Below are 12,955 nucleotides of genomic sequence, written 5' to 3'. Positions count from 1 at the left end.
AATCATACATCCCTGTTTCTTGCAGCTCCTTGCCATTGTACTTATACTTTTTGAAACTATTCTGTCCAAAATAAGCATTTCCGGTTTTCAAATGATTCATCCCAATGGATAATAATCATTAGGATCTGTGATTTCAAGAGCGCCTGTACTGTTTCTTCCGAAACTGATCTTCACATTTCCTAAATGATTTTACACTTACAAATAATGATTTCTTATATTGAAAATAAAGACCATTTCAAGTGCAATGATCTTTATTTATTTGTGAGACACAAGCTATATATTTTCATTACAGTTTTATTTTGCCCATTAATCACTATTTTTTCTCAACTTTATTTAAAGAGATACTAAATTTTTCAAAAATTTCTAATATCTTATTCTCTTGTTCAGGTAAAGAATAATTTATTAAATTCATTTTCTTATCAAAAAGAAGAAACCACTGATAAGGATCACTAGAAATGTTATTATTAGGTATAGTGAATTTTAAGTTTGAATTGTTTGTAATAGATTTATTGATTATAACTTTATTTAAAAATTCAAGATCTTTAGCAGTACCGCCCTTTAATATTAGATTAAATTTCTTATACTTAAAAAAGCTTAAATTTTTAGCTTTAGGATTAATCATAATATTACTATTATTTTCCCTAGTAATTGATATCATATATCCTTCATTATCATAATATAGGCTCGATATATAAATTGATGATAAAATCGGTGTAAAATTTTCATCGTTGTTTACATAAATAAAAGCATCAATAAAATTATTAATTTTATAATTATTTGATACGCAAGGAATTTGCGACCAACTTAACTGAAATATCAGAATAAAAAGTATTACTAATTTATTTTTCATATGCTCCGTTTTTATCATATATTATGATCCACAACTCCCTATCTCCCAATATCCGGTATATCCATCCTCGCCCCATAATCATACATACCTGTCTCCTGAAGCTCTTTACCGTTGTACTTGTATTGATAAATAGCCACCAATTTGGCGACTATATTTTTTATGATTATAGAGTTTATTTTTTTCCCAATGTTAGTTTTATCATGTATTCTCTCAAACTATCATTTACAAGATATTTTTTTCCATTTAATTCTATAACTCCAATACCGGAACAAAAATCTAACTTTTTAGAGCCGTCATAAACAAATCCATATAATCTTACATCTACATCTAGATTATTTTTTACTGGTATTAACTTAGAAAAAATATTTATTAATTTATTATTTTCATCGTTAGACAAAGTAAGTTGTTTTTTATTGGGATGTAATCTTAAACTATCGCAATTTATTGACCTTACCGGACTAATTCCCATATCAATATAATATATTTGTCCCTCTTGCTTTTGACAGCTAAGAACTAAAAACAAAAAAATTGTGAGAAATAATTTAAATATAACTTTCATTACTATTTTTTCTTTTTAACGGTTATTATCACCTCTTGGATTTCAGTTGGTTTTGGTTTTGTTGTATTTACCCCTGCTGTATCATATAATTCTCCTCTATGATCTTTCCTTGTAACTTCTTTTCCTTTTATTAACCCTAGTTTTTTAGCCGTGGTTTGTTCACTTACTTGTATAACTCGCATTTCTTCTGCATTATCATAATTATCTCCAGTAGGTTTTAAGACATTCATTATATGTTTTTCTGGATCCTTAAAGTAATTATTTGCATGATCAAATTCGTGGTCTAAAATAGCTGTTGCTGTTAGTTCTTTGCCATTTGTAGTTCTTAAACCTTTAGTAGGTTTCCATCTAATTTTATCTTTATTGTCGAAATTAGGTCCATCCTTATCATTATAACCATTATCTGTTACATATACTTTTTCCATTCTTGAATCTAAAGCCTTAAGGTTACCTTCTGCCCCAGATTCGATTAATGCCTTTGCTGCTCTATGAAAGGCAATCAAGTACTTATTTTTTCCAATATAACCTGCACCATATTTATAATCATATGTATGCATTTTTCCATCTGAAGCCAGATACCAAATTATAACATCATTTCCATCTGGATCCAAATATTTAATCGGATTATTGATGGCATAATTATAACCAGAGAAAGGAAAATATTTTTCAGCTTTATTATCAATCACACCCCATCTGCCGATATCCGGCATATACATCCTCGCCCCATAATCATACATCCCTGTTTCTTGCAGCTCCTTGCCATTGTACTTATAACTATAACCAATCTCATAAAATAGGAGATTATCTACCACACCATAGAATCGTGCGGTAGCTACCGGGGTACTTATAATTATAAGTAACCTCATAAAATACGAGGTTACTTATTATCTACCACACGATGCAATAGTGCAACAGAGTTATTTCGATTCTATAAACTCTACTACTTCCTGTTTTGAGTTATAAATTATAAATTCTACTGTCTTATGAGTTAAAGAGACTGTATTAACAAATTCTCTAGCTTTTTGGATACTTTCACAGATATAGTATATTTCTTGATTTTTTGCATCATTTTGATAAATATTAAAATTTAGATCCAAAATAATACCTGTCTCTCTGTTCGCCATTACAATAGCAAACTCATATTCTTTTAAAATGGGAAAGTTCATATTTTTTATCTTTCTAATTTAACTTTTTTTACATTCGCACCTTTTATAACACCTTCAACTAATGTTTCAGATTCACTTACAATTGTTCCTGGAGATTGAACTAGATTAACTGACTTTAAGTTTGGGCTTTGAACTAATTGATTATTAGGAATGTCAGCTGTTAAAACAACCCCCTCTCCACTTGTTCTTAAAGCAAAATTTTCAGCTACAGCTGGATTTGAGGACCAAGATGTATAAGGGCTTTCTGTTGTAAGAGTATTATGTTCTAAAGGTGTTGCTTTTCCACCTCTTGGAATTGCTACACCTTCAACAGCTTGACTATATGCGGGACTTGTACTATTTACTCCTCTATATAAAGTTGTGGTTCCTGTTTCAGCAGCCACTGTTTTCATACCACCTGTTTTAGAAAGAGCTTTACCACTTGCCACAATAACTGCTGCAGATCCAATTGCTTCAGGATCTCCTTTTGCAATACCTTTTGCAGTATGTACGACTGCTTTTACTCCAGTACTTTCATATAAAATATTTCCAGCCTCTCTTGTAGCAGCTTTCGCTCCTCCTTTCTGATAAGAGCCATAAACTCTTTTTCCTGCTTGATATGTATCATATATCCCAGCATAGCTCATCGTAACAGGATTGTATTTTACACCTGTTGAAGCAATACCTTTTATTGCATTTCCTGCACCTCTTGCAAATCCACCAGCAAAACTCTTAACTTGTTTCCATGTTGGCCACGGCCACATTCCATCCGGATCAATAAACATTACAGGATTGTCAAAAGCATAATTATATGGAGAAAATCTTCTTCCTAATTCAGCTGCAGGGTCTATCACTCCCCATCTTCCTAAATCCGGCATATACATCCTCGCTCCATAATCATACATCCCTGTTTCTTGCAGCTCCTTGCCATTGTACTTATACTTTTTGAAACTATTCTGTCCAAAATAAGCATTCCCGGTTTTCAAATGATTCATTCCAAAAGGGTAATAATCGTTGTTATCTACAATATCGATACCTCCTGCAAGATTCTTTTCAAAACTTACCCGCACATTGCCCAAATGATCTTTATATTGGTAAATATAAAGATCATTTGGGTAATCATAAAATCCTTCTGAAGTAGGAAAAAACTGTAAATCAGGAGTCATTACTGAGACTGTTCCAATCGGGCTATTTATACCTACAGGTGAAAACGCCTGTGGCTCAAATGCCCTTACTGTCATGAGTTCCGGCACTTCGATTCCACCACCTCCTGAAGTGTTGATATCCTTTTTATAATATTGAAATCCGTCCAGGTAATCTATATTTTCTGTTGTGACAGTAATGGTATTAAATCCTGAAACAGTACTTGTATTGGTTTTTTTCAATTTTATGCCATCGGCTCTATATAAACTATTGCTATAAGTTCCCAAATTTCCAAAATCAAAAACCAGTTCTTCAGGAAGATTCAAGTGATTGTATTTAACTTCTGTGATTTGCTTATCAGGTATGGATATCATATTCCCATTGGCATCATAACTGAAAGGATATCCGGAAGTTCCTTCATAGCCTGTAGAATTTGAGCTGGCATCCTTGATTTTAAAAGTACGGTTTCCATTGTAAGTATACGTTAAATCATCAATTTTAGTTGCTATAGTACTTCCGTTTTCCACCACTGAAGTTCTGTACAGGTGGGTGATGTTCCCATTCGCATCATAGGCCAGAGACTCTGTATTTTCTTTCGAAAACGGATTCAGAGGATTCTGATAGAATCCTGCCGTAATCCTGTTTAAAGAATCATATACATAACCATATCTTTTGGGAGTGAGCGAAGGATATACGCCAGGAGTTTCTACCGATCTCCAGTCGACTTCTGCAATATTCCCGTTATACCTGGGCTTTACATCTTTTCCGGGGAATAGAACAGGATCCGGATTTGTAATGCCACTCATTTGGTTATATTTGATTTTATAGGAGAACAGCTTTCCTCCTAAATCAGTAAGCCCCATCTGATCTTTGTTGATATCTGTCATCCATCCCCTTATATTGTAGGTATAATCAATGCTTTGCAGATTGTTGCCTACTTTTTTATTGATAAGTTGCGACAAATCATTATAAGTATTTTCTGCAAGAAGCTCTTCAGGCTGGGAATTCACCTGATGATAATGATACTTTACCCTGTTCTGGTCATCATATATAAATCTTTCCTTGACGGTAACTCCAACTTCGTCAGATTTTCTTTTGTGAACAGTTGCGGTTCTTAAAATATTTCCTGTAAAATCAAGTTCAGATTCCGTTTTTGTGTAACCTCCAAGATGATTCCAGCTCTGATTGCCCACCATTCTACCTTTGGTATCATAATAGAAGTATGTTCTGGTCCAGTTATCATCCTCAATATTTTTGGTGTAGACAGCTGTCGGCATACTTAGTGTTGAGACTCCTCCATTGTCGGCACCTATGTGATTTACTACATACTGGTTAAGGATTTTAGCAGGGGGAAATTCCTTGGTATCTCTTGGGTAAAAGTCATAATAGTGAATGGTAAGAACCGTTGAAAAATTTGAAAAGAAGGTATTGGTATAATACACCATCAATCCGTTTCTGTTAAACCCTGTTGCGATCTGTGTTTCACTGACCACCTGATTTCCGATCTGAGCCTGCATACCGGCTCTGCTTCCTCCTGCTAAAAGTCCGGTGTAGGCAATCCGTCCAAAAGAATCATATTTTGTCAGCATCCACAACCCCTGATTCTTCAGATTGGGATCCTGGGTAAGCACCGGGCGGTCTGCAGCATCATAAACAATAAATTCCCAGTCATCTTTTCCCGGCAGCCTCTTTTCCACCTGCCTTCCCTGGCCGTCATAGCGGTATTGATAGCAGAGTTCATTCAAAATATTCTGGGTAACCATATTGTTATTCTGTTCGATCTGCTGTACGGCCTTTGGGGGAATAACAAACGCCTGTTGTCCATACTCATTATAAACATAGTAGGTATCTGTATTTTGTATTCCATCTGAACGCCGTATGAGTACAACTTGTCCCCTTCCATTTTGAAATTGGGTTACCGGAGTGCCATCTTCATCTGTCACCGTATTTTTGTATAATGTTCCGGCATCATAAAAGATGTTTCCGGCTATAAAGGGTACAGAAGATTCTGTATTGGTAACCGTACCTACAGTATTCGTAGTTGTAGTAGTTAAAAATTTCTTTACTTCTGAAGACTCATTGACTTGATATCTGTACTTTACGGTATGCCCTGCGCCCATCTTCCAGTCATCACCAGGCTGGGCCTGCTGTAAAATCCTGTCCAGCGGAGAATTTTCAATTTCTTTTTCTGCATAAGCGTTGGCTACGCCATAATAGGAATTGGCAGAATTTTCATTGACAATTCCGGTATGAATTGCAGCATTGAGCGAACTAACCGGCACCGGGAGAATGTCTTTGGTTTGCCTTCCGGCTCCATCATAAACAACAGGGGTTACCAGGTCCTTTCCCGTGGATGTTGCTTTTATATTGACAATCTGCTTGGCCCGACCCAAACCATCAAAGTAAGTAATGATCTCGGTTTTCTTACTGCAATCCCCATTCAGGCAGGTTCCGGATTGTATGTAGTTTTCTGATACGCTTTGTGCATAGCCTACTGTAGCTGTAAACAGTAAACCTAATATCATTATATTTTTCATACTGTGTTTTACTGTTTATAGTTATACTTAAATTCTTTAACCTTCTTCAAAACATAGTTACCTGCATTATCCCTTTCCCTTGCTTGTATTTCCTGTAGCCGGTTCGCATTATCATAGATATACACTTCCCTTATTCCTGAAGGCGGGGTGACTGTGGTAATACCTATCAACGGGTCATAGGTGTAAGTGGTCTTCATTCCGGTGGGATTAAAGGCGTCTAATGCCAGCAGAAGATCTGCTTCCTTCGCAGGGTCCACAGCATCCTGATCGGATTTGGCCACAATATCGACGATCAGGTTTTCAACCTGACTATACAATGCTCCCACTATTTTGGCAATCGGTTTTGTTTTATGATACCCCCAGACAATACTTACAGGAGTACCGTCTTTGGTAGTATATTGCAGTATATTTCCATTCTGGTCATATTTATCATAGTTGACATCTTTGTAGGAAATAGTACTGCTCAGGTTATCAAACGTATGTTCAGATAAAGGGAGAATGAGATTCCCGGTTGTTGTATGAGGCAATGTTCCCGGATATATACTTTCTGTTCTGGAAATTACCTTGGTTACATTATCCACTGTTTGCTGCTGTTGCTTTTCTAATGGAAGACCCACTATATTTTTGCTGATCAGCAACGGATTGTTTTTCTCATAAGCATACTGATAGCTGGTTTCTGTAGAAGATAAATCCGGAAAAACGGTTTTCTGTGCTGTAAGCTGAGTATGCTGTGGATTGTTGTAGAAATACTGCGTTTCGGTTTTCATAGCAGTTCCGTTGAGGTATTCTGTGGTTTTTTGCGACTTCAGATGTTCAAAATAAGAAATGTTCTTATACTGAACGATATCAAGATTATCCATCCTCTCATCAAATGCAATAACATCTCCGATATTCCTTCCATAGCAAAGGTCCTTATAAACCTGCGTCACATTCTGGGCACCCATGGCATAGCAGTTCTTATAAAAGTCAGCGACCCGGTAATGATGCGAATGATTGGCTGTACAATAGGTCGTCTCCAGGGTTTTTGTAATGTCTGCTGCTTTACATGTTTTAGTGACATTCATCCCAATAGGGTTATCATAATTTTTTAGGATCGCAAAACCGTCAATCTGGATTTTTCTTGCCGGATCTTCTTCATAGCTGTTCTCTACAGATCTCACAAGGTTATTATTGCTGTCAAGGTATTTGGTAAGAATCTCTTTTCCATTTTTCCATCCAAAATTTGTGCGGGGTGCAGAATTAATATTATTACCATAGATAGTTTTACCAAAATAATCCGTATCTATTGCATAATAATGGACAGTATTAGATTTACCTTCTACAATTTCCTGTACGGTTTTATAAAAAGTATTCGGATGCAGTGCATTGAGCTCATGAATATTAGAGGAAGTCAATACATTATAAGTAAATCTTTCTATCCCTGTAGGAATACCACCTCCTATAGTTCCTGGTGAGGAATTGTTAAGACATGTTCTGGTTTTAAACAATGATTCTGAAAAAGAAGGCTGGCTGGCCGTTATAACACTTGCAAACGGCTCATTGAGATCTTTATATAAGAATTTCCGGGTGACAGCCACTCCGCTTTCTGAGTTATCTGTGATCTTACTGATTCTTAATCCTGCCGTAATGTCTTCTACATATCCCCATTCCGCTTCACCAGCTGTATAAGTAATGGCGACAGATGATCTGGTACATTCAAAACTGGTGGTGATGGTTAAGGTCAGTGGTATATCTTTTGGAATCCTTGCATAAAAAGGGCTTCCGTTCACCGGCAATGTATGTACGGTTCCGGTAACCGTCTCCCATCCGTTTGAAGCTCTTGTGTAAAAAGGAATCAACTCACCGGTAGCCTTTCTAAGGGTAACCCTTCCTCTGTGTTTCCCGGTAACGTGTAATTCAGGCGGACATTTCCATGCATTAAAAGAAGCGCCTCCTCCAAGAATCACTTCTTCATCTCTTATTGAGGTAAAGGTCACTGATTTGGACTGAAGGCTGGACCCAAAATCAATATCTGTACTTTCCGCACCTATCGAATGTCCTGCGGTATATGCAGGGACAACAACCTTGTAAGTTGATAGCGTATTGTTTTCGTAGAAAAATTCTGAGTTTCCTTTGGTAGGATACACCACTTTTGTCAGCATTCCGATTTGTGATTTTGCAGGCACCACATGCTGTTGAGCTCCGGAATAAGATATGGCCGAAGTAGGCATCTGAGGAATCAGATGAGTATTCGTCATCACCCCATTGTAATACCCTCCCGTATCCCGTGCAAATGAAAGCCTTACAGGAAATTCTTCAGGAGCATTATAGGTAAAGCTATGAACAGCTTTTGATACAATATCATTAACACTGTTCAGGAATAATCTTTTGTTGGCTGTAAGGGTATAATCGAAACTGATATCATTGATTGCAACTGAATTTATCTTCTTCTGTATCCTGCTCAGTTTTCCATAGTCCTCACTTCCGGTAGACGGAGTATAATCAAAAATAATTTCCCCATACCCGGGATTATTACTGTAGATCCTCCTGATCTGTTTCCCGTTGACAGATTGCAAATGACTGACCAGTCCGCTGATGACCGGAGGGAGAGAAAAGGCAGAGCCCCCACAGACAGACTGCTGTGCCGGACCAACGGTATATTTCAAAGTCTGGGAATTGCTTAATGTTGTGGAATACCCCGCATTCTGATTCTCAATCATAATATTTTCACCGCTCGACGGGTCTTCTATTTTGCTAAGGTACCAGGCAGTTGTATTATTGGATAAAAGAGAATGTCCGTCTCCAAGGGTACGGTTATTGGTCATTTCTTTATCCGTGAAGTAATATTTAACCCCATCATCCATCGTAATAGTGAAAGAGTCTCCCCCGCTACGGCCCTCTATCTTAACATCCTGTTGAGAATATACTACAGGCATTCCCCTCCTGTCAAAGAGAAAGCGTATGCTGTGCCCATTAAAGCTTGCCATATACATATCCTGTTCTGAATCTACCAGATCATTAGAAGCATCCTGAAAATACTGCATGACAACCGGATGACGAATACCCAGAGCGTCAATATCGGTAGGAAATGTGATATTTACATTGTCTTCATCAGCAAGGTCCCTGATCGTTCTGGTAATGACTCCCCCTGTTATCAAGCTCCATCCGAGGCCTGCAGAGCCATTCATATCATCAATTTTGATTCCGTTTGAGGAATAGTTGATGGCTACGGGAAGACTTAAATTCTTAGTTCTGAATTCCGTTAAAGGGATATTTACGTTCGCTTTGCCTGTAAATAAACTCACAGGAATATTTCCGTAGCTTCCTAACTTATAGGCTTCCGGTGAAGGAGGACGCAGATTGGGCAGAACCGATGGATCACTTCCCGTTATTTGTGGCCCTGAAGGCCCTCCGCCCTGTCCGGCAACAGTAATCACTGCTGAAAGCCCCAGAACAGTAAAAAATTTTTTTTTCATGATTTATGTTTATTGAAGAGTATTGTATGCGTTAGTTTTTATTTAAACATCTATCAGCACCATACTAAAAAGGCATAGTGATTGAGTACTTTAGTTTTGAATTTCAGAACTTTGAAATCGGTGAACCGTTTAAATTTTTATGTGTTGTAAATAGGTTTAGAGACCGCTAAGCAGCCATAATTATGCACAGAGTATGCATATAAAGGTATTTTCATTTTTTGTGTTTTTTTGTTATTAATAGTTTTTACTGATCGTAAATTTAATATTTTTAAAACATTATCATAATATATTAACACAAATTAACAATAATTTCACATCCCAACCTGATTTTCTTTAAATTTACACAAAAGGGATTTTAATATTCAAAGCAGGTCTGCATGCGCAATAAGCCGAATTGGATCAGAACCCGCTTTTTTCCATAAAAAAACCTTTGAAAAATTCAAAGGTTAGCGGTTTCTGTTTTGAAGAGCTTCTTCTATTTCTTCCAGTGAAAATCCTTTTGCTTTCAGTAAAATCAAAAAGTGATACAGCAGGTCGGCAGCTTCGTTTTTGAAAAGATTTTCATCATCATCCTTCGCTTCAATTACCAGCTCTACAGCTTCTTCCCCTACTTTCTGGGCAACTTTATTGATTCCCCTTTGGTAAAGTGAATACGTATAGGAACCTTCTGCCTTCGTGTCGATTCTCTGGCCGATCTTCTCTTCAAGCTCATATAAAAAGCCTTTAGACTCTTTCTCACCAAAGCAGCTGAAGCTTCCGGTGTGGCAAACTACATTCTTCGGAACAGCTTTGATCAGGACTGTATCCTGGTCACAGTCGACGGCGATGCTCTTTACCGTCAGAAAATTACCGGACTCCTCGCCTTTTGTCCATAACCTGTTTTTGGAACGGCTGAAAAAAGTGACTATCCCTTCCCGCTTTGTTTTTTCAAAGGCTTCTTCATTCATGTAACCCAGCATCAGGACCTGTAAGGTTCTTTCATCCTGAATAATGACAGGCACAAGACCATTATCTTTATTAAAATCTATATTCATCGTACTTCAATTTTTTGCGTTTTCAGCTGTTGTTTTAAATCCTGAATTCCTATTTCATTAAAATGGAATACACTGGCTGCCAATGCTCCCGTAGCTTTAGTTTCATCAAATACTTTAATAAAATCATCCACGGCTCCGGCACCTCCTGAAGCAATTACCGGAATACTGACAGCTTCAGAAACCAGCTTTGTAATCCTGAGATCAAATCCGTTTTTGGTTCCGTCACCATCCATAGAAGTAAGCAGGATTTCACCCGCTCCCAAAGCCGCAGCCTCTTTTGCCCACTCTACCGTATTCAGAGCTGTTGCCTGTCTTCCTCCTTTGACATGTACAAGATCTGTCTGCTCAACCCGTTTGGTATCAATAGCAACCACGATACACTGGCTTCCAAATTCTTTTGCCAATGCGGAGATCAGCTGCGGATCCTTTACCGCAGAAGAATTGATACTGATCTTGTCTGCACCAGCCTCCAGAAGTCTTCTCACATCTTCAACCGAAGAAATACCACCTCCTACCGTGAACGGAATGCTCAGTTCTTTTGCAATATCTTTTACCAGTTCTGCAAATGTTTTTCTGTTTTCAAGGGTTGCTGTAATATCGAGAAAGACCAGTTCATCCGCCCCTTCCAGCTCATATCTTTTGGCCAGTTCTACAGGATCTCCTGCATTCTTGAGATCTTCAAAGTTGATTCCTTTTACCGTGCATCCGTCTTTTATATCCAGACACGGAATAATTCTTTTTTTAAGCATTTTCAATAAAATTCTGAAGTTGTTGCAGGCTTATTTTGCCTTCATAAATTGCTTTTCCTATGATGGTCCCGGCACATCCGATATCTTTCATTTTATAGACGTCTTTGATGCCCGAAATACCACCGCTTGCCGTAAGCTGTACTGCCGTTTTATATAAAATTTCAATATAAAGGCCGGTGGAAGGTCCTTCCAGCATTCCATCCTTTGAAATATCGGTGCATATTGCCGACTGAATTCCTTTTTTCTGATACTGAAGAATGAAATCCACCACATCTTCATCACTTCCTTCCAGCCAGCCCGAGGTTCTGATCTTTCTGTTTTCAAAGTCTGCCCCCAGAATGATCTTTTCAGGGCCGTATTTTTGAATCATTTCAACACAAAATTCAGGGTTCTGAACGGCGATGCTTCCCAATGTGATCTGCCGGGCTCCCGAATTAAAGGCGGTTTCTATATCATCAGCACTTTTTAATCCGCCTCCGAAATCAATATGCAAGTCCGTTGACGATGCGATATTCTCCAGAACCTTTTGGTTGACAATATGCTTTGATTTCGCCCCATCGAGGTCTACCACGTGAAGAAACCGGATTCCGAAGCTTTCAAATTCCTTCGCTACTTCTACAGGATCTTCATTGTATATTTTCTTTGTACTGTAATCTCCTTTTGAAAGGCGGACACATTTGCCGTCGATAATATCAATTGCCGGAATAATTTTCATTTGTTTATTTTATTAGTTTGCTGCGGGTTACAGCTATTATTTCCTGAGTAAAATCTTGTAATCATCATTTGTTGTGAGGTGCCTCGCAGAGACATTTCATTATAGCAGGATAAAGTTCTTTAAAATCCGGTTGCCTACATTTCCCGATTTTTCCGGGTGAAACTGTACTGCATAGAAATTGTCCTTCTGCAATGAAGCGCTGAACGGCAGAATATAATCACAAACCGAAGTAGTACACTCTGAAAGCTCACAATAATAACTGTGAACAAAATAGACATCATTCTCCTGTTCCACCCCTGAAAATAATGGAGAAGTCTGGCCGGAAACGCTGTTCCATCCCATATGCGGAACAATATCCCTGGCCGGAAATTTTCTGACATTGATATCAAAAATCCCCATTCCTTCGGTGTTTCCTTCTTCATTCCCTTTACACATCAGCTGCATGCCGAGGCATATTCCCAGGACAGGCTGTTTCAAAGCCGGAATCAGCAAATCAAGTTCTTTCTCTTTCAATAGCTTCATCGTGGATGAGGCTTCCCCTACACCCGGGAAGATAACTTTATCAGCCTTCAGGATCAGCTCCGGGTCATCTGTAATGATGGAATCGGCCTCCAGTCTGTTCAGTGCATTCTGAACGGAATTTACATTTCCACCGTTATATTTTATTATTGCAATCATCGTTTTTAATAATTTGAGTGTCTAACATAATTAAGAGGAAAGCCAGAAGCTGGAAGTTATTTCCTCCCTCAAGAGCTTCACACCTGTTTT

10 protein-coding genes are annotated in these 12,955 nt (G+C 37.9%); all 10 read right to left on the bottom strand.

Annotation, left to right across the window (positions count from 1 at the left end; genetic code table 11):
• Window positions 1-313: 313 nt before the first annotated feature.
• Window positions 314-850, bottom strand: a complete 537-nt coding sequence (locus BBI00_RS05100; RefSeq protein WP_123902223.1) for a hypothetical protein — start codon at window positions 848-850, stop codon at window positions 314-316.
• A 172-nt stretch (window positions 851-1,022) separates the two neighbouring features.
• Entirely contained in the window at window positions 1,023-1,409 is a 387-nt protein-coding gene (locus tag BBI00_RS05095) for a hypothetical protein (RefSeq protein ID WP_065397754.1), read from the bottom strand.
• Between the two features lie 2 nt (window positions 1,410-1,411).
• The gene (locus BBI00_RS05090) at window positions 1,412-2,275 is read right to left on the bottom strand and encodes an RHS repeat-associated core domain-containing protein (protein ID WP_065397753.1); all 864 of its coding nucleotides are present in this window, start codon (window positions 2,273-2,275) and stop codon (window positions 1,412-1,414) included.
• A gap of 51 nt (window positions 2,276-2,326) precedes the next feature.
• Complete coding sequence (locus tag BBI00_RS05085) at window positions 2,327-2,575, bottom strand: hypothetical protein (protein ID WP_065397752.1); 249 nt, start codon at window positions 2,573-2,575, stop codon at window positions 2,327-2,329.
• Window positions 2,576-2,580: 5 nt separating this feature from the next.
• Window positions 2,581-6,234, bottom strand: a complete 3,654-nt coding sequence (locus BBI00_RS05080) for a DUF6443 domain-containing protein (RefSeq protein WP_065397751.1) — start codon at window positions 6,232-6,234, stop codon at window positions 2,581-2,583.
• Window positions 6,235-6,242: 8 nt separating this feature from the next.
• Window positions 6,243-9,689 carry a hypothetical protein gene (locus tag BBI00_RS05075; RefSeq protein ID WP_065397750.1) on the bottom strand — a complete coding sequence of 1,149 codons (3,447 nt, stop codon included), beginning with the start codon at window positions 9,687-9,689 and terminating at the stop codon, window positions 6,243-6,245.
• A gap of 446 nt (window positions 9,690-10,135) precedes the next feature.
• On the bottom strand, window positions 10,136-10,723 hold the full coding sequence (hisIE, locus tag BBI00_RS05070; protein ID WP_065397749.1) for a bifunctional phosphoribosyl-AMP cyclohydrolase/phosphoribosyl-ATP diphosphatase HisIE: 588 nt from the start codon (window positions 10,721-10,723) through the stop codon (window positions 10,136-10,138).
• Complete coding sequence (hisF, locus tag BBI00_RS05065) at window positions 10,720-11,472, bottom strand: imidazole glycerol phosphate synthase subunit HisF (RefSeq protein WP_065397748.1); 753 nt, start codon at window positions 11,470-11,472, stop codon at window positions 10,720-10,722. Before hisF ends, hisIE begins: the two co-directional genes overlap by 4 nt.
• Window positions 11,465-12,187 carry a 1-(5-phosphoribosyl)-5-[(5-phosphoribosylamino)methylideneamino]imidazole-4-carboxamide isomerase gene (hisA, locus tag BBI00_RS05060; RefSeq protein WP_065397747.1) on the bottom strand — a complete coding sequence of 241 codons (723 nt, stop codon included), beginning with the start codon at window positions 12,185-12,187 and terminating at the stop codon, window positions 11,465-11,467. Before hisA ends, hisF begins: the two co-directional genes overlap by 8 nt.
• Before the next feature lie 99 nt (window positions 12,188-12,286).
• Window positions 12,287-12,865: an imidazole glycerol phosphate synthase subunit HisH gene (gene hisH / locus BBI00_RS05055; protein ID WP_065397746.1), complete on the bottom strand. Its 579-nt coding sequence runs from the start codon at window positions 12,863-12,865 to the stop codon at window positions 12,287-12,289.
• Between the last annotated feature and the right edge of the window lie 90 nt (window positions 12,866-12,955).

This window comes from Chryseobacterium arthrosphaerae (assembly GCF_001684965.1).
GTDB lineage: Bacteria > Bacteroidota > Bacteroidia > Flavobacteriales > Weeksellaceae > Chryseobacterium > Chryseobacterium arthrosphaerae.
Note: the sequence above shows the minus strand (reverse complement) of the source record. Positions and strands in the feature narration are given on the sequence as shown.